An 18,360-nucleotide genomic window follows, 5' to 3' on the forward strand; every position below is an offset into this window, starting at 1 on the left:
CAGCCGGTCGAGGGCCCGCCGAAGCGGATCACCTTCGACTACCTGGTCATCGCCGCCGGCGCCGCCAGCGCCCACAGCGCCGCGGGGAACCTGTCGGCGAGGGTCGGCTCGGACTCGGCGGTCGCGGCCACCATCAGCGCCGCGACCAGCGCCAGCGCCCCGGTCGCCACCATCGCCCTGGTCCTGATCCGGCGTGCGCCGAGCGAGCTCAGCGTGACCGGCTCCCCGGCCGGAACCGACTCCTCGACGACCGCCGACATCAACGCCGCCTCGACGTCGAGGTAGTCCTGCTCCTCGTCGGGGTCGGGCGCGTAGTCGCCGTCCACGACCCTGATCTTGATCCCGAGCCTGCGGGCCGTCACGAAGAAGGTGTGGGGTTCGAACCCCATCTCGGGCAGGGTGCCGAGCTGGGTCGTGCCGAACTTGTGGTGGACGGTCAGCACCTGCTCGTCCGCGGTGATCGACAGCTCATCGATCCGCGACGCCTTGTACTCCTGCCGGACGCTCCCGTCCCGGCCCGTCAGGGCCAGCCCGTCGGCGGACAGCCGCCAGGACGCGCCGGGCCTGGTGCCGGGCACCACCAGGGGCAGCGCGGCACACGTCAGCACGGCCAGGGCCCACAGCCAGGCCGGCTCGATCGGGACAAGGGCGATGGCGAAGGCGAGCAGGACGAAGGGGGCACCGCCCGGGGGGCGCCGGCCCTCAGCCCTCAGGCCGACGAGCTCGTGGTCCACAGGAGGAATAGTGACACGCTCCACTCACTTTCGTCTGCGGCCGTACGCGACCACAGCCACACCCACTCCAATCAGAACGAACAGTCCCAAGCCCTTATTGGTTCCCTCACCTGGTGTCTTTTCGGTCTCACCGCCCTGCGCGGCGTCTTTCGGGACAGGCAGGGCCTTCTCGGGCAGCGGAACCCGCCACACCTTCCGGTCCTCGCCCTCGGAACTGATCAGGAGGGCGCGGCCGTCCGGCGTGTAGGTGATGCCCTCGCCCTGCTCCTGCGACGGCAGCCCCACGGTCGTGATGAGCTGACCGGGAGCACTGTAAAGACTGGCCGAGAAGTAACCCCGGATGACGAACGAGCTGCCATCGGGCGCGAACGCCCCGTCCGTGGCGAAGGAGTGCGCGGGCCCGACCGGCCGCAGCACATTGGTCCGCGACGTGCTGAGCTTCGCCGGAGCCTGGTAGACCTTGCCGTTGCCGAGCAGCTTGGACGCCACGTAGAGCCGGTTGTCCCGGGGGTCGATCATCAGGGTTTCGGCGTCCCTGGCCCCGTCGGCGTAGCTGAACGTGAACGCCGTCGAGAAGAGGGTCCTGCTCTTGATCTCGGCCGGTTCGGTGACCCGGTAGATCTTCACCGTCGGCCAGGCGCCATGCATGTTGTCGCCGATGTCGGCGAGGAACAGGGCGTCGCGGCCGCGGGAGTCCTTGCCGAGGGCCATCGCCTCCCAGTCGCGGTTGGCGGCCCCCGCGATCGTGAACACGGCCCGGGTGCGGCCCTGGTCGTCGAGCGCGAACACCTGGGTGGAGCCGCCCGAGTCGTTGAACGTGTAGACGATCCCTGGATGCTGCCGGGACGCCGCCAGCCCCGACGACTCGCTGATCACCGGATCCGCCAGCCGGAACGCCACCTTGGCGCCGCCGCCCCCCGACAACGGGAGGACGGCGGCCAGTGTGACGCTCAAGATCGGGTTCATCTCAGCAACGTACCCACGACCACGGCCAGTACAAGCATGATCAGGACGGTCGGCAGCAGCCAGCGGGTGGGACGGTACACAGCGACGAGCCTACGTGACCCTAGAGACGTTCCACGACGTAGTCGATCGAGGCGGTCAGCGCCTCGACGTCGGAGGGGTCGATGGCCGGGAACATGCCGACCCGGAGCTGGTTCTTGCCCAGCTTCCGGTACGGCTCGGTGTCGACGATCCCGTTGGCGCGCAGCACCTTCGCGACGGCCGCGGCGTCCACGGAGTCGGCGAAGTTGATCGTGCCGACGACCTGGGAGCGCTGCGCCGGGTCCACGACGAACGGGGTGGCGTACTCGGACTTGTCGGCCCAGGTGTACAGGCGCGAGGAGGAGTCGGCGGTGCGGGCCGTGGTCCAGGCGAGGCCGCCGTTGGCGTTCATCCACTCGATCTGCTCGGCGAACAGGATCGCGGTGCCCACGGCGGGGGTGTTGTAGGTCTGGTCCTTGCCGGAGTTGTCGACCACGGTCTGGAGGTTGAAGAACTCGGGGATGTAGCGGCCGGAGTTCCCGATCTCGTCGATCCGGGCGAGGGCGCGCGGCGAGGCCAGCGCCACGAACAGCCCGCCGTCGGCGGCAAAGCACTTCTGCGGCGCGAAGTAGTAGACGTCGGTCTCGGAGACGTCGATGGGCAGGCCGCCGGCGCCGGAGGTCGCGTCGACCAGGACCAGGGAGTCGGGGTCATCGGAGACCCGCTTGATCGGCATCGCGACACCGGTCGAGGTCTCGTTCTGGGTGAGCGCGTACACGTCGACCCCGGCCTCGGCGACGGGCAGCGGGTGCGTGCCGGGCTCGCTGGAGATCACGGTCGGGTCGCCGAGCCACGGCGCGCCCGCGACGACCTTGGCGAACTTCGAGGAGAACTCGCCGAACGTCACGTGCTGCGACTTCTCCCGCACCAGGCCGAACGCCGCGGCGTCCCAGAACGCGGTGGTGCCGCCGTTGGACAGCAGCACCTCGTAGCCCTCGGGCAGCGAGAACAGGTCGGACAGCCCCGACCGGATCCTGCCGAACAGGGACTTGACCGGCTTCTGCCGGTGCGAGGTGCCGAAGTACTGGGCCCCGGAGGCGGCGAGCGCCTGGAGCTGCTCCGGCCTGACCTTGGACGGACCGCAGCCGAAGCGGCCGTCAACGGGCTTGATCTCTGCGGGAATGACGATGTCGCTCACGCGACCCCACCCTAGTTGACCTGCTCCAGAGATCGCCTGTCGGTATCGGATGCCGAGACGCGGTACCGCAGGAAGGCCGGGACCAGCAGCGCGGCGACCACGACCAGGACCGTGCAGGCGATTCCGCCGTACACCCAGGAGGCGGTGACGCCGACGGCCGAGGCCATCGCCCCCGAGCGCAGATCGCCCAGCCGGGGGCCGCCGGCGACGACCACGGTGAACGCCCCCTGGAGCCGGCCGCGCATCTCGTCGGGCGCGTAGGTCTGGAGGATGGTCTGGCGGAACACCCCGGAGATCATGTCGGCGGCCCCGGCGACGGCCAGCAGCGCGACCGCGGGCCACAGCGAGCGGGTGAGGCCCGCAGCGGCGATCGCCACACCGAAGATCGCGACCATGGCGGTGAGGGCGAGGCCCTGGCGGTCGATCCGGCCGATCCAGCCCGAGATCAGGCCGCCCGCCAGCCCGCCGAGGCCCAGCGCCGCGACCAGCAGGCCGGTGGCCGAGCCGCCGCCCAGATGGGTGTCGGACATCTCGGGGAACAGGGCGCGGGGCATCGCGAAGACCATCGCGATGATGTCGACGACGAACGACATCAGCAGGACGGGCTGGGCGGCGATGTAGCGCAGGCCGTCGAGGACGGAACGCCAGCCGGAGAAGCGTTCGCCCGCCTCCTCCAGCGGCGGCACCGACGGCAGCCGGAGCGCCGCCCACAGCACGACGGAGAACAGCACCGCGTCGATCAGGTAGGCGATCCAGTAGCTCTCGGTGGTGAGGACGCCCGCGGCGAGCAGCGGCCCCAGCAGGATCGAGGCGTGCATCGAGGTCGAACCGAGCGCCATCGCGGCCGGGATCTGCTCGTCGGGCAGCAGCCGCGGGATGATCGCGCCGCGCGCGGGCGAGGAGATCGCGAACGCCCCCGACTGGACGGCCACGCACCCGATCAGGATCGCCATACTGCCCAGGTTCAGCACGGCCTGGGCCAGCAGGCAGAGCGTCGCGACCCAGGAGACCACCGACGAGATCAGCAGGACGCGCCGCCGGTCGAACCGGTCGGCGATGGCCCCGCCGTACAGCCCGAACACCAGCAGCGGAACGAACCCGACGACGCCCAGCACCCCCACCCAGAACGACGAGCGGGTCAGCGCGTAGACCTGCACCGGCACCGCGACGGCCGTGATCTGCGTCCCGGTGAACGCGACGGTCTGCCCGATCCAGAGCCGCCGGTAGGCGGGGTGGCGGAGCGGGGCGGTGTCGATCAGCAGCTTCACGGGGAGAGGCGCTCCAGGGTCCAGGAGTCGAGGTCCGAGCCGTGGCCACGCCGGTAGCGGAGCCGGTCGTGCAGCCGGTTCGTCCGGCCCTGCCAGAACTCGACGGTGACGGGGGTCACCAGATAGCCGCCCCAGAAGTCCGGGACGGGAACCGTGTCCGATTCCGGCCAGCGGCCCGAGATTTCGGCGAACCTTTTCTCGAGCTCCTGCCGGGAGTCGACGACCGAGGACTGGACGGACGCCCAGGCGCCGATCTGCGACCCGTACGGCCGGGAATGAAAGTACTCCGCGGTCTCTTCCTGCGGCAAACGGTTGACCGTCCCGTTGACGATCACCTGTCGCTGGCGTTGGTGCCAGGGGAACAGCAGGTTCGCCCGCGGGTTCTCCGCAAGATCACGCCCCTTGCCGGACCCGTGATTAGTGAAGAACCGAAACCCGTCGGTCCCGTACCCCTTCAACAGGACGGTCCGCGCGTGCGGTTCCCCGTCCGCCGAGGCCGTGGACAGCACCATCGCGTTGGGATCGGGCACTCCCGCCCCGACCACGTCGGCGAACCACGCCGTGAACAGTGCGAACGGCTCGGCGGGCGCGGTGGCCTCGACGAGTTCGCCGTCTTCGTAGGATTCGCGCAGTGCTGCCGGGTCGGCTGGGGAACGCTCCACAGTTGAGCAGCCTCTCATCTTCCCGGGGCGTACTCGGGCCAACCCTGGGGTACTGGCCAGTAACCAGGGCGCGGTTCAATGTCCCTCCATCAATGCCGCAGGGGAACACGAGAGGCAGGCAATCCATGTCTGATGAGTTCAAGCCCGGACTCGAAGGGGTCGTCGCCTTCGAGACGGCCATCGCCGAGCCCGACAAGGAGGGCGGCGCGCTCCGCTACCGGGGCGTCGACATCGAGGACCTGGTCGGCAAGGTCTCCTTCGGCCGGGTCTGGGGCCTGCTGGTCGACGACTCCTTCGATCCGGGCCTCGCCCCCGCCGAGCCCCATCTGCTGCCCGTCCGCTCCGGCGACGTCCGCGTCGACGTCCAGGCGGCGCTGCCGACCATCGCGACCGTCTACGGGATGCGGCCCCTGCTCGATATCACCGACTCCGAGGCCCGCGCCGACCTGGCCCGCACCTCCGTCCAGGCGCTGTCGTTCGTCGCCCAGAGCGCCCGCGGCCTGGGGCTGCCGGCCGTCCCGCAGAGCCGGGTCGACGAGGCGTCCACGATCACCGAGCAGTTCATGGTCCGCTGGCGCGGCGAACCCGATCCCCGGCACGTCAAGGCGATCGACGCCTACTGGGTGTCGGCCGCCGAGCACGGGCTCAACGCCTCCACCTTCACCGCCCGGGTGATCGCCTCCACCGGCGCCGACGTCGCCGCGTCGATCTCCGGCGCCATCGGCGCCATGTCGGGGCCGCTGCACGGCGGCGCGCCCGCCCGTGTCCTGCCGATGGTCGAGCGGGTCGAGCAGCTCGGCGACGCCCGCAAGGTCGTCACCGACATCCTCGACAACGGTGAGCGGCTGATGGGCTTCGGCCACCGCGTCTACCGGGCCGAGGACCCGCGCGCCCGGGTGCTCCCGCTCACCCCCCGCGAGCTCGACGCCCCCCGCTACGAGGCCGCCAAGGCCCTGGAGGACGCCGCGCTCGCCGAACTCCGGGAGCGCCGCCCGGACCGTCCCATCGAGACCAACGTCGAGTTCTGGGCCGCCGTAATCCTGGACTTCGCGCAGGTGCCGACCGCGATGATGCCCGCGATGTTCACCTGCGGCCGCACCGCCGGATGGGCCGCCCACATCCTCGAGCAGAAGCGGACCGGACGTCTCGTCCGCCCGTCCGCCCGCTACATCGGCCCGGGCAACCGCCCGATCGACGAGGTCGCCGGGTTCCCCGCTTTGTAAAAGGCTTGTGACGACAACGGCGGCACCCCTCGGGAAGAACCCGAGGGGTGCCGCCGTTTCAAGTAGACTCGGTTCCGAAACTTCTGGAGGAAACCCTTGACCTCACATGGCCTGATCGACACCACGGAGATGTATCTCCGTACGGTGTACGAGCTCGAAGAGGAGGGGATCGTCCCGCTGCGCGCCCGAATCGCCGAACGCCTCTCCCAGAGCGGGCCGACGGTGAGCCAGACCGTGGCCCGGATGGAGCGGGACGGCCTGCTGCGCGTCGAGGGCGATCGCCACCTGGAACTGACCGAAACCGGCCGTGGGCTCGCGGTGCGGGTCATGCGCAAGCACCGGCTGGCCGAATGCCTGCTCGTCAACGTGATCGGCCTTCCCTGGGAGGACGTCCATGTCGAGGCGTGCCGGTGGGAGCACGTGATGAGCGAGGAGGTGGAGGAGCGGCTGGTCAAGCTGCTGGACAACCCCACCTCCTGCCCGCACGGCAACCCCATTCCCGGTCTTGAGGAGCTCGGCGGCAAGGCCGACGTGCCCGGCTCCGAGCGGCTGACCGCGATGACGGTCGCCGCCACCCGCGACGGCCAGCACGCGGTGGTCCGCCGGATCTCCGAACAGGTACAGAGCGACCACGAACTGATGCTTAGACTCAAGCAGGTCGGGATTCAACCCGGACGCGAGGTCACCCTCGCGGTTGGCGACGACGGTGTGCGAGTGACCTGTGACGACTCAGCGGACGGTCCTGCGACAGAGCTTCCTCGGCGCATCGCCGAACACGTCTTTGTCGCTAAACTCTGACACCTTGGCTGAAGATCTCCGCACTTTCACTGCCGCGCCCCGTGCTTTCAGCGCATCATGGGCGCCGGAGGTGGTGAGCGGATGAAGCACTGGGGTGAACCCCCTTTCGAGGCTCAGCTACCGCCCGAGACGGTGCTCAACCAGATGGAGATGGCGGTCATCGTCTGCGACCGCTTCAGCAACATCATCTACAGCAACGCGTTCGCCAAGAAGCTGTTCGGATTCGGCGGGGCCGAGTTCATCGGGCAGAGCGTGCTGTCCCTCGGCATCGCCGAGGAGGATCACGAGCAGGCCACGGAGCTGGCGAAACACGTGCTCAAGGGCGGTGTGTGGGAGGGCACGTTCTGCAATCTGCGGGACGACGGCACCTCGGTCTACACGCGTGCCCACGCGGTGCCGCTGCGGCATCCGTCGGGGGCGATCGACGGGGTCGCGATCTTCGCGCGCGAGGCGCTCCGGTCGAACCAGCGCGAACAGGACAGATACGGGCTGCTGGAGCGGATCGGCACCCGGCTGGCGGGCTCGCTGGAGCTGGAGGTGACGCTCCGGCAGGTCGCCGAGACCCTGGTCCCGCAGTTCGCCGACCACGTCTTCATCGATCTGTACAGCGGCGACAAGCTGTTCCGCAGGGCGTCCCGGCACACCGGCGGCTGGACCCCGCCGCCCGGCACCTGGGCCGAGGACGGCGAGCAGGTCCATTATCCGACCGAGCACCAGGCGATGCGGGCCATGCAGCGCCGCGACGCGGTGCTCGAGGACGACGTCACCGGGATCTCCGCCGAGCTCGGCGTGACCTCGACGATCTCGGCGCCGCTGGTGGCGCGCGGCGAGGTGCTGGGCGTCATGAATCTGGCGCTGTCGCATCTGGGCCGCAGGCCCGACCCGCACTACGACGGTTTCGACCGGGATCTGGTGGGCGCGATCGCCGGTCGGGTGGCGCTGGCCGTCGACAACGCGATGCTGTTCGAGGAGGAGCGCGAGACCGCGCTCGCCTTCCAGAAGTACCTGCTGCCCGGTGAGCGGCCGCCCCAGCTCGACGGGCTGCAGATCGCGTGGCGGTACGAGCCGGCGAAGCCGATCGAATCGCACGGCCACGGCATCCAGACCCAGGTGGGCGGCGACTGGTACGACGTGATCCCGCTGTCGGCGGGCCGGGTCGGGATCGTCATCGGTGACGTCGAGGGGCGCGGGGCGCGGGCGGCGGCCGTCATGGGGCAGTTGCGGGCCGCGCTGCGGGCCTTCGCCCAGGACGACAAGTCGCCCGCCGACATCATGCGGAAGCTGGACGAATGGGTCCGGACGGTGACGCAGCCCGATCTGCCGCGCCCGCCGCTGGTGTCGTGCACCTATTTCGTCTACGACGCGTGGTCGCGTGAGCTGACCTTCGCCAACGCGGGCCATGACCAGCCGATCCTCGTCCAGGACGGCCGGGTCGACGAGCTCGACTTCCGTGATGCCAGGGGCGCGATGCTCGGGATCCGCTCGTCGGGGCTCGGCGGCGAGATCATGTTCAACGAGGACTCGATCACCCTGACGCCCGGCAGCACCCTGATCCTCTACACCGACGGCCTGGTCGAGCGCCGTCCGCGGGAGGACGGCAGGTTCTTCACGCCGGAGGAGTCGCGGGCGATGGTCGAGGGCGCGGTGGCCGTCACGGCGCGCCGCGACGTCGAGTCGGTCGCCAACGCGATCTTCGCGGCGCTGCCGGGGGACATCGACGACGACGTCGCCCTGGTCGTGATCAGGACCGCCGCGGAGGAGCTGGCCGTCGAGGACCGTGTCTTCCCGGCGGAACCGATCATGGTGTCGGAGGCGCGGCGGCTGGCGTCGGAGACCTTCGCCGCGTGGGGGATGCACGACGACCAGGCCGAGATGGCGTGCCTGCTGGTCTCGGAGGTCGTCACCAATGTGGTGCTGCACGCCACGAACGTGCCGAGCCCGAAACGGGCCCTGGTCGGCGCGCCGGAGGTGAACTTCGACGAGGACGACTGGGATCTGGGCAACGGCCTGGGCCGTCCCGAGCCCGTCAAGCAGGAGTTCCGGCTGCGGCTCCGCAAGGGCGCGAACTGTCTGTGGGTCGAGGTGTTCGACCCCGATCTGCGGCTGCCGCGCATCCGCAGCGCGGGCGAGACCGACGAGGGCGGCCGCGGCCTGTACCTGGTCGACCAGCTCGCCACCCGCTGGGGTTCCCGGCCCACTCCCGACGGCAAGGCCGTCTGGTTCGAGCTGCCCCTCAGCTAGTGGGGACGGCGGTGATGTGCGCCCAGGTCTGGGTGAACCAGAGTTCGCCGCCGATCATGCGGGGGCGGGCGCCGGTCTTCGGGCCGCCGTCGACCTCGGCGAGCAGCACTTCGCGCAGGTGGTCGGCGATCCGCGGGCTGCGGGCGGCGGTCAGCCACGGTTCGGCGGGCCGTTCCACGGTGACCAGGTCGAGTTTGGTGACGGTCGCGCCCGCGGATTCGATCATCGCGGTGAAGTCGCCGATCGGCGGGGTGGCGCGGTAGCTGGGGTCGCGGACCCGTTCCAGGGCGTCGCGGTGGTCGGACGACTGGTTGGTGCGGGCCAGATCGGCGACGACGAGCCGTCCGGCGGGGTGGCAGACCCGCAGCATCTCGCGGAGCGCGGCGCGCGGATCGCCCAGCCGGTGCAGCGCGAACCGGGCGGTGACCAGCGAGAACGAGGCGTCGGCGTAGGGGAGCGCGGCGGGGTTGCCGCTCAGCTCGCCCGACGGCTCGGGCCCGATCCCGACGGTCGTGACGCGCCGCACCGCGGGGGCGAGCGCCGCGGCGACGGGGCTCGGCCCGTAGGCGACGTCGAGGCAGTGGTCGGTGGGGGACGGCTCGGCGAACTCGACGAGCCGGTCGAGAAAGACGGCGAGGGTGCCCGCCGCTGCGAGGGTCATCGCCCGCTCCTCTCCGCCCGCGCCTGTGGGATGTCAACCCGATGAGACGGAGCGGAGGGCCGAACGGTTCACCGTTCGCTCAAGTAAGTGACTGGCCCCACAGCGCGAGGACGACCAGCACGAAGACGATCATGGTGGCGGAGCGGGCGGGGGTGGAGAGCCGCATCCAGCCCGTGACCTTCCCCACGATGACGACGCAGAGAATTGCGAGCAACACAAGGGTGACGATGCCATCCATAGTGCCCACAGTAGACGGTTTCCTGGTGCTCTCCATGGATTCCTTTGAAGATCATCCGGGGTAGGCCGGAGGACCAGAGGATCGATCGGAAGGCGGTGCCATGGCGGGACAGCACGCGGGACGCAAGGAGCGCGGACTCGGCTGGGTCCTCGTCGCGCTCATGCTGGGGATGCTGCTCGCGGCACTCGACCAGACGATCGTGTCGACGGCCCTGCCGACGATCGTCAGCGAGTTCGGCGGGCTGAACCATCTGTCGTGGGTCGTCACCGCGTATATGCTGGCCAGCACCGCGTCGACCCCGCTGTGGGGCAAGCTCGGCGACCAGTACGGCCGCAAACCGCTCTTCATCATCTCGATCGTGATCTTCCTGATCGGGTCGATCCTCTGCGGTCTGGCCTGGAGCATGGGCTCGCTGATCGGGTTCCGCGGGCTGCAGGGCCTCGGCGGCGGCGGGCTGATGGTGCTGGCGATGGCGATCGTCGGCGATGTGGTGCCGCCCCGCGAACGCGGCAAGTACCAGGGGCTGTTCGGCGCGGTGTTCGGGGTGTCGAGCGTCGCGGGGCCGCTGCTCGGCGGGTTCTTCGTCGACCATCTGAGCTGGCGCTGGGTGTTCTATGTGAACGTCCCGCTGGGCGTGATCGCGCTGGTCGTCATCTCGGTCGCGCTGCACCCGAAGGCCGAGCGGACCAAGCACAAGATCGACTACCTGGGCACGTTCACGCTGGCCGCGGCCGCCGTCTGCCTGGTCCTGGCGACGACCTGGGGCGGCACCGAGTACCCCTGGGGCTCCGCGACGATCATCGGGCTGTTCGTCGCGGCGGCCCTGCTGATGGTCCTGTGGTGGTTCGCCGAACGGCGCGCCGCCGAACCCGTCCTGCCGCTGCACCTGTTCAAGAGCTCGGTGTTCTCGATCTGCGGTCTGATCGCGTTCGTCATCGGGTTCGCGATGTTCGGCGCGCTCACCTACCTGTCGGTGTACCTGCAGGTGGTGAAGGGAGTCTCGCCGACCATGTCGGGGCTGGCGCTGCTGCCGATGATGGGCGGGCTGCTCGTCACGTCGATCATCTCCGGGCAGCTCATCTCCAGGACCGGCCGGTACAAGATCTATCCGATCGTCGGCACGGCGATCACGACCGTCTCGATGCTGCTGCTGGCGCGGCTCGACGCCACCACCAGCACGCTGGAGCAGAGCCTGTACTTCGCGCTGCTCGGCTTCGGCCTCGGCTGTGTGATGCAGGTGCTGGTGATCGCCGTCCAGAACAACGTGCCGTACGCGGACCTCGGGGTCGCGACGTCCGGCAACACCTTCCTGCGGTCGATCGGCGGCTCGTTCGGGGTCGCGGTGTTCGGCTCGGTGTTCAGCAACGCGCTCGCCACCAACATCGCCAACGCGCTGCGCGGGGTGACCCTGCCGCCCGGTGTGAACGTCGAGGAGCTCCAGCAGAACGCGGCCGTCATCAAGAAGCTGCCGCCGCAGGACGCCCAGGCGATCCTCGGCGCCTACGTCGACGCGATCCAGTCGGTGTTCCTGTACGCCGCGCCGATCGCGGCCGTCGCGTTCGTGCTGAGCTGGTTCCTCAAGGAGGTGCCGCTGAAGACCACGAACCGGGAGGCCGACCTGGCCGAGGGGATGGGCGCGCCGACCAGCCGCACCTCCCTCGCCGAACTGGAGATGTCGCTGGCGCGGCTGCTGCGCTCCGACGCCGACGCCCGCACCCTGTACACCGGGCTCGGGATGCGCGCCGGGGTCGACCTGCCGGCCGGCAGCATGTGGGTGCTCTGCCGGGTCGCCGCGGCCGGCGGCCGGATGCCGGGGGAGACCCTCGCCCAGCGCGGCGACATCCCGCGCACCGAGGGCGCCCCGTTCGTCGACCGGCTCGTCTCCGAGGGCTACGCCGTGCGCTCGGGCGGCGACGTCGTCCTGACGCCCGCGGGCCGCGCCGCCGACGAGAAGCTGGTCGAAGCCCGCACCAAGGGACTCCACCACCTCCTGGACGGCTGGGAACCCGACGCCAACCCCGAACTGCAGACCCTCCTCGACAAGATCGCCCGCACCTCCCTCGGCTCGGACGCCGACCAGGGCACTTTCAGCCGCGGCTGACCGGCCTGGGACGTGGCGGGGGTCACGGTTGGGTGGCGGCCTACCAGGCGGTAAGCTGCCACTGACATTCGACCGAATACGGTTCGGTCAACTGCCAGCCCCTTTCAACGGAGATTCTGGAGGCGTCGTGGCCGAGGCGTACATCGTCGGTGCGGTTCGTACCCCTGTCGGCACCAAGAAGGGTGCCCTCAAGGACGTTCACTCCGCGGACCTGGGCGCGCACGTGCTCAAGGCCCTCGTCGAGCGGACCGGGATCGACCCCGCCGCCGTCGAAGACGTGATCATGGGCTGTGTGATGCAGGCCGGCGCGCAGACCCTCGACGTCGCGCGCACCGCGTGGCTGTCGGCCGGGCTGCCCGAGTCGGTGCCCGGCGTCACCATCGACCGCCAGTGCGGCTCGTCCCAGCAGGCGGTCCACTTCGCCGCGCAGGGCGTCCTGTCCGGCACCCAGGACCTCGTCATCGCGTCGGGCGTCGAGAACATGGCGCTCGTGCCGATGGGCTCCTCCGTCCCGCTGGACGACAACTGGAACGCCAAGGCCGGAATGCCCTGGGGCCAGGGCTGGAAGGACCGCTACGGCGACCAGGAGATCTCCCAGTTCCGCGGCGCGGAACTCATGGTCGAGAAGTGGGGCCTGACCCGCGAGGAGCTCGAGGCGTTCGCCCTCGAATCCAACATCCGCGCCGGAAAGGCCATCGCGGCCGGCTACTTCGACCGCGAGATCGCCCCGCTGGCCGGGCTGGAGCGCGACGAATGCGCCCGCCCCGACACCACCCTCGAGAAGATGGCCGGGCTCAAGACCCTCCGCGAGGACGGCGTGATCACCGCTGCGGTCTCCTCCCAGATCGCGATCGGCGCGTCGGCGCTGCTCATCGCCTCCGAAGAGGCCGTGCGCACCCACAACCTCACCCCGCGCGCCCGCATCCACACCCTCGCGCTCGCCGGCTCCGACCCGGTGTACATGCTGACCGGCCCGATCCCGGCCACCGAGAAGGCCCTCAAGAAGTCCGGCCTGTCCATGGCCGACATCGACGTCACCGAGATCAACGAGGCTTTCGCGCCGGTCGTCCTGGCCTGGCAGAAGGAGCTCGGCGCTGACCCCGCCAAGGTCAACCCCAACGGCGGCGCCGTCGCCCTCGGCCACCCCCTCGGCGCCACCGGCGGCATCCTCATGACTAAGCTCCTCCACGAGCTCGAGCGCACGGGCGGCCGCTACGGCCTGCAGACCATGTGCGAGGGTGGCGGCCAGGCGAACGCGACGATCATCGAGCGCATCTAGAGCGAGCGCTTGCTTTTGATGAACCGCGCCGGTGCGGCAGTCCGCTGCCGCACCGGCGCGGTTCTGCGCGGGCCGCGAAGACCCGCGCGCAGTGACGGGGTCGTCGTGAGAGATGAGGGTTGCTGATGTCGGTTCGCTACGAGGTCGCCGATCGGATCGCGACCGTCACGCTTGATCGGCCGGAGGCCCGGAACTCGCTGTCCGAGGGGATGATCTGGGAGCTTCTGGCGGCGTTCGATCGGGCCAGGGAAGATCCTGAGGTGCGGGTCGTCGTGTTGACGGGCGCCGGGGATCGGGCGTTCTGTTCCGGGGCGGACCTCGGGTCGCTTCGGCTGGACGGGGCCGAAGGGGCGATCAAGGAGAGCGCGCCTTACAAGCTGTTCACGGCGGCGCCGAAGCTCGGCAAGCCGCTGATCGCGCGGCTCAACGGGAGCGCGGTCGCGGGCGGGCTCGGGCTGGCCGTCAGCGCCGACCTCGTGATCGCCGCCGACGACGTGAAGCTCGGGACGCCCGAGGTGAACGTCGGGCTCTGGCCGATGATGATCATGGCGATCATCGGCCGGAACGTCGCGCCCAAGCAGGCGTTCAAGCTGTACTACACCGGCGAGTACATCTCGGCGGCGCAGGGTGTGGAGATCGGGCTGATCACCGAGGCGGTGCCCAGGGGCGAGCTCGACGGACGCGTCCACGAGCTGGCGCGCGCCATCGCCGCCAAGTCGCCCCTCAGCCTCGCGCGGGGGCGGGCCGCGTTCTTCGCGAGCGAGGGCAAGGCCCTGGACGTCCAGGTCGAGGAGCTCCTCGGTGAGCTGGTCGAGCTCGCCAAGACCGACGACGCCAAAGAGGGCATCACCGCGTTCCTGGAGAAGCGGCCGCCGGAGTTCACCGGAACCTGAGCCGCCCGCCGATCCGCACGCGACCTTTACGTGTCTGCGGGGGTTCGGGCGGGGGAGAACCCGGCCGAGATCGTTATCTTTCTGCTCATGTTGGCGATCGACGACGATCAGGCGCCGCTCTACACCGTCGGCCAGGTGGCCTCGATGCTCGGCGTCCAGCAGGCGTTCCTGCGCAGGCTGGACGAGCACGGCGTGCTGTCGCCTTCGCGCACCGAGGGCAGGCAGCGCCGCTACACGCGGGCGGAGATCCAGCGGCTCGTGTACGTGCACGAGCTGGTCGTCGGCCAGGGCCTGACCCTGGCGGCGGTACGGCGGATCCTGGAGCTGGAGGACCGCGTGAAGGAGCTGGAGACGGCGCTCAAACGCGGCGGCGGACCGCGGCGGCGGGCGACGGTTCCACCGATCGACCAGGTCGCCAAACGCGAGTTCGGCAAACGGCTTGACCGCTCGGGGTGAACGGTGTTCGCTTTCCGTGATGGAGGAGACACGCAAACCCACGCTCATCGCCTCCGTGCAGCGGGCGCTGCATCTCATGGAGACCGTCGCCGCCCACCCCGGCGGCGCCCCCGCCAAACAGCTCGCACGCGAGGCCAGGCTGCCGCTGGCCACGGCCTACCACCTGCTGCGCACCCTCGCCCACGAGGGTTATGTCGACAAACTGCCCGACGGGGTGTGGGTGCTCGGCGCGAGCGTCGGCGCCCTGCACGCCCAGGGCAGAACCCAGCGGACCCTGGCCCGGATCCGGCCGATCCTGCAGGGGCTCCGCGACGAGCTGGGCGTCGCCGCCTACTTCGGCGTCCACGAGGACGACGAGATCCGGATCATCGACGTCGCCGACGGGCCGCGCACCCCGCGCGTCGACCTGTGGGTGGGGCTGGACGACGCCGCGCACGCCACCGCGATCGGCAAGTGCATCCTCGGCCAGCTCGAGGACGACCGGCGCCGCGACTACCTGTCCCGGCATCCGCTGGTCGATCTGACCCCGCACACCATCACCAGCGCCGACCGGCTGCTGCGGATGCTCCGCCCGTCGGGGGTCTCCCTCGACAAGGAGGAGTACGCGATCGGCACGGGCTGCGCGGCCGTTCCCGTCACCGACGACGAGGGCGGTGTGGTGGGCGCGCTGGCGGTGTCGTGCCGGGCCGGGCGGCTCGGCCACGTCCAGGCGAACGTCCAGCGGATGCAGGAGGTCGCCGCGAGGATCGGTCTGGCGTTGACGCTGTGACCTGCGGCTCGTAGGTATGTCCCGGCCGTGAATTAGGTAGGCGCATCGGGGAGTCTCCCGATGTGCCGGGCGTCTCGTGGCGGGAGACTGGGCGTGGCCAGATGGTCCCTCGCTCGCCTCTCCGCCCAGCGCTGGGCGGGATCAACCCCGGGGTGGAGGGCCGGAGGCCACACCACAAGTTCCCGTGTGGTCCGACGGCTCCGTGGCTGGGAAGCGGGAGGGGGCTCCCCGGCCACGGAGCTATGCGCGTCCAGCTAGGCGCGTCCAAAGGTGACGCCACCGGCTTAATCATTCGGAAACACTCATTTCACCTGGCATATTGGATCAGGTGACCCCTCACCCCCTGGTCGGCCGCGTCAAGGATTTGAAGAGGCTGCACCGCGCGCTGGCGGAGGCGCCGGCCGCGCTGCTGGTCGGCGGTGAGGCGGGGATCGGGAAGACCAGGCTGATCCGCGAGTTCCAGGCGCAGGCCGGGGTCCGGGTGCTGGCCGGCGGCTGCGTCGAGATGGGCACCGACGGGCTGCCGTTCGCGCCGTTCAGCGCCGCGCTGCGCACCCTGGTCCGGGAGATCGGGGTCGACGGGGTCGGCGAGCTGCTGCCGGGCGCGAGCGGGCTGGCGCGGCTGCTACCGGAGTTCGGGGAGCCGCAGGACTCCTCGGTGGAGTCCAGGGCCCGGATGTTCGAGCTGGTGCTGACGCTGCTGGAGCGGCTCGCGCCGATGGCCCTGGTGATCGAGGACGCCCACTGGGCCGACAAGTCGTCCCGCGATCTGCTGGAGTTCCTGATCCGCAACCTCGGCGGCGAGGTACTGATCGTCGTCACCTACCGCAGTGACGCCTTGGACCGCGCCCATCCGCTCCGGCCGCTGCTGGCGGAGCTGGCGCGCGTGGAGCTGGTCGACCGGGTCGAGGTGCGCCGCTTCACCCGCGCCGAGACCCGCAGGCTGCTGCACCACACCCTCGGCCACGACCCCGGGGAACCGATCGTCGACCAGGTGTTCCAGCGCAGCGAGGGCAACCCGCTGTTCGCGGAGGCGCTGGCCGAGATCGGTGGCCGGATGCTGCCCGACTCGCTGCGCGACCTGCTGCTGATCGGCTTCCAGAAACTGCCGGACGACACCCAGGAGCTGCTGCGCGTCGCCGCGGCGGGCGGCACCAGGTTCGAGCACGAGCTGCTGGCGGCCGTCGCGGGGCTGGACGACGCCGAGCTGAACCGGAATCTGCGGCCCGCGGTCGCCGCCAACATCCTCGTCCCCGACGGGGAGGGCTACTCCTTCCGGCACGCCCTGATCCGTGAGGCCGTCTACGACGATCTGCTGCCGGGCGAGCTGAGCCGGCTGCACCGCCGGTACGCCGAGGCGCTGACCGAACGTCCGGGGCTGGTCGCGCCGGGCCGCGCCACCGGCGAGCGCGCCTACCACTGGTACGCGGCCCACGAGCTGGACCGGGCCCTGCAGAGCGCCTGGGCGGCGGCCGAGGAGGCGGCGTCGAAGTTCGCGCACGCCGAGGCGCTGCGGATGCTGGAACGGGTCCTGGAACTCTGGGACCGGGTGCCCGCGGACCGGCGGGCCGCCGTCCGCCATCTCGATGTGATGATCAAGGCGGTGGAGTTCGCGCGGAGCGCCGGCGAGGACGAGCGCGGTATCAAGCTCGCCACCCAGGCGCTCAGAGGCGAGGTGGGTCCCGAGGACCGGGCGGTCCTGCTCGGGCTGCGGGGCGTGCTGCTCTACGGGCAGAACCGGATCGAGAGCCTGGGCGACATGCGCGACACCATCGCGATGCTGCCGGCCGACGGCAAGATCAAGGCGCGGGCGCTGGCGATGATGGCCGTCCATCTGTACAAGCTGCCCGGCTGCTCCCAGGAGGCCGGACGGTACGCGCGGGACGCCGCCGAGCTGGGCGCACGGATCGGTGACGCCACCGCCGAGTCCAGCGCCCGGATCACCCTGGCCGTCCGCAGCACCCGGCCGGACGAGGAGCGGATGGCGCTGCTCGACGCCGTGGAACCGCTGATCGCCGAGACCGAGGACCTCGACGACATCCTCCGGCTGGAGCTGGCGCGCTCCCATGTGCTGGAGGGGATGGGCCGGCACGAGGAGGCCATCAGGGAGGCCAGGCGCGGCATCGACAAGGCGCAGGGCTACGGGATGATGCGGACCGTCGGCACGGTCCTCGGCATCAACATGGCCGAGCCGATGGTGGCGCTCGGCCGCTGGGACGAGGCCCTGGTGATCATCGAGCGGGCGCTGGAACGGCGGCCGCTCCGCCGGCACCGCAGCGGGCTGCTCTTCCTCGCCGGGACCGTCCACCTGGCGCGCGGCGAACTCGACCAGGCGGAGGGGCTGCTGCCCGCGGCCCGGTCGGCGTGCGCGGTCGGCCCGCTCCGCCGGGCCGAGGACATCCTGCCGGTGACCCAGATGGAGATCGTGCTGCGGCTCGCCCAGGGCCGTCCCGACCTGGCGCTGGCCGCGGCGGAACCGCTCAAGGAGCACGCCGGGATGAGCGACGAGGCCCGCTACACCTGGCCCGGACTGGTCGCCACGGCCCTGGCCTGCGCGAACCCCGGCGAGCTCGCCCCGTACGCGGCGCGTGCGGCGTCGCTGCCGGTGCCGGGCGAACTCCAGCACGCCCACAAGGTCACCTTCGAGGCGCACGCCGCCAGGATCCGGGGCGAGGAACCCGGCTGGGCAGCCGTCCGCGACGCCTGGACGGCCCTCGACCACCCCTACGACCTGGCCAAGGCGCTCTACCACTCGGCGGAGCACGCCGCCGCGTCCGGCGACCGGGCGCGGGCGCTCCGCTTCCTCGACGACGCCGTGGCGCGGGCCGAACCGCTGCGGGCGCGGGCGCTGCTCG

The 18,360-nt window shown here is 70.6% G+C and carries 16 protein-coding genes; 9 read left to right on the forward strand and 7 right to left on the reverse strand.

What is annotated here, in order from left to right:
* Window positions 1-38: 38 nt before the first annotated feature.
* From ACYVE7_RS13085 to pdxH, 5 genes are all read right to left on the reverse strand, one after another.
* Window positions 39-734 (reverse strand): hypothetical protein, encoded by a 696-nt coding sequence (locus tag ACYVE7_RS13085; RefSeq protein WP_460364916.1) that lies wholly within the window; start codon window positions 732-734, stop codon window positions 39-41.
* A 24-nt stretch (window positions 735-758) separates the two neighbouring features.
* Window positions 759-1,700 (reverse strand): hypothetical protein, encoded by a 942-nt coding sequence (locus ACYVE7_RS13090; protein WP_460364917.1) that lies wholly within the window; start codon window positions 1,698-1,700, stop codon window positions 759-761.
* Between the two features lie 100 nt (window positions 1,701-1,800).
* Window positions 1,801-2,916 carry a phosphoserine transaminase gene (serC, locus tag ACYVE7_RS13095; protein WP_460364918.1) on the reverse strand — a complete coding sequence of 372 codons (1,116 nt, stop codon included), beginning with the start codon at window positions 2,914-2,916 and terminating at the stop codon, window positions 1,801-1,803.
* 11 nt (window positions 2,917-2,927) lie between these two features.
* Window positions 2,928-4,184, reverse strand: coding sequence for an MFS transporter (locus ACYVE7_RS13100; protein WP_460364919.1), 1,257 nt, complete (start codon window positions 4,182-4,184; stop codon window positions 2,928-2,930).
* Window positions 4,181-4,846: a pyridoxamine 5'-phosphate oxidase gene (gene pdxH / locus ACYVE7_RS13105; RefSeq protein WP_460364920.1), complete on the reverse strand. Its 666-nt coding sequence runs from the start codon at window positions 4,844-4,846 to the stop codon at window positions 4,181-4,183. The genes ACYVE7_RS13100 and pdxH overlap by 4 nt, the downstream gene beginning before the upstream one ends.
* A gap of 125 nt (window positions 4,847-4,971) precedes the next feature.
* On the opposite strand from pdxH, the gene ACYVE7_RS13110 reads away from it, so the two are divergent.
* The 3 genes from ACYVE7_RS13110 (at window position 4,972) to ACYVE7_RS13120 (ending at window position 9,108) form a co-directional block, all read left to right on the forward strand.
* The gene (locus ACYVE7_RS13110) at window positions 4,972-6,069 is read left to right on the forward strand and encodes a citrate synthase 2 (RefSeq protein ID WP_460364921.1); all 1,098 of its coding nucleotides are present in this window, start codon (window positions 4,972-4,974) and stop codon (window positions 6,067-6,069) included.
* A gap of 96 nt (window positions 6,070-6,165) precedes the next feature.
* Window positions 6,166-6,867 carry a metal-dependent transcriptional regulator gene (locus ACYVE7_RS13115; RefSeq protein WP_460364922.1) on the forward strand — a complete coding sequence of 234 codons (702 nt, stop codon included), beginning with the start codon at window positions 6,166-6,168 and terminating at the stop codon, window positions 6,865-6,867.
* A gap of 81 nt (window positions 6,868-6,948) precedes the next feature.
* A complete protein-coding gene (locus tag ACYVE7_RS13120; protein ID WP_460364923.1) occupies window positions 6,949-9,108 on the forward strand; it encodes an ATP-binding SpoIIE family protein phosphatase in 2,160 nt (719 codons plus the stop codon).
* On the opposite strand, the gene ACYVE7_RS13125 is transcribed toward ACYVE7_RS13120, so the two are convergent.
* A complete protein-coding gene (locus ACYVE7_RS13125) occupies window positions 9,101-9,769 on the reverse strand; it encodes a class I SAM-dependent methyltransferase (RefSeq protein ID WP_460364924.1) in 669 nt (222 codons plus the stop codon). The two genes, ACYVE7_RS13120 and ACYVE7_RS13125, sit on opposite strands and share 8 nt — an antisense overlap.
* Before the next feature lie 79 nt (window positions 9,770-9,848).
* Window positions 9,849-9,986: a hypothetical protein gene (locus ACYVE7_RS13130; protein WP_460364925.1), complete on the reverse strand. Its 138-nt coding sequence runs from the start codon at window positions 9,984-9,986 to the stop codon at window positions 9,849-9,851.
* Window positions 9,987-10,107: 121 nt separating this feature from the next.
* On the opposite strand from ACYVE7_RS13130, the gene ACYVE7_RS13135 reads away from it, so the two are divergent.
* The 6 genes from ACYVE7_RS13135 to ACYVE7_RS13160 form a co-directional block, all read left to right on the forward strand.
* On the forward strand, window positions 10,108-12,108 hold the full coding sequence (locus tag ACYVE7_RS13135) for an MFS transporter (protein WP_460364926.1): 2,001 nt from the start codon (window positions 10,108-10,110) through the stop codon (window positions 12,106-12,108).
* A 127-nt stretch (window positions 12,109-12,235) separates the two neighbouring features.
* Window positions 12,236-13,387: an acetyl-CoA C-acetyltransferase gene (locus ACYVE7_RS13140; protein WP_460364927.1), complete on the forward strand. Its 1,152-nt coding sequence runs from the start codon at window positions 12,236-12,238 to the stop codon at window positions 13,385-13,387.
* A 125-nt stretch (window positions 13,388-13,512) separates the two neighbouring features.
* Window positions 13,513-14,280, forward strand: coding sequence for an enoyl-CoA hydratase/isomerase family protein (locus ACYVE7_RS13145; RefSeq protein WP_460364928.1), 768 nt, complete (start codon window positions 13,513-13,515; stop codon window positions 14,278-14,280).
* Between the two features lie 87 nt (window positions 14,281-14,367).
* On the forward strand, window positions 14,368-14,736 hold the full coding sequence (locus tag ACYVE7_RS13150; protein ID WP_460364929.1) for a MerR family transcriptional regulator: 369 nt from the start codon (window positions 14,368-14,370) through the stop codon (window positions 14,734-14,736).
* A 19-nt stretch (window positions 14,737-14,755) separates the two neighbouring features.
* Window positions 14,756-15,505: an IclR family transcriptional regulator gene (locus ACYVE7_RS13155; protein ID WP_460364930.1), complete on the forward strand. Its 750-nt coding sequence runs from the start codon at window positions 14,756-14,758 to the stop codon at window positions 15,503-15,505.
* A gap of 328 nt (window positions 15,506-15,833) precedes the next feature.
* Window positions 15,834-18,360, forward strand: a 2,527-nt coding sequence (locus tag ACYVE7_RS13160) for an ATP-binding protein (protein WP_460364931.1), incomplete at its 3' end; no start/stop codon positions are given.

This window comes from Actinocorallia lasiicapitis, assembly GCF_054778695.1.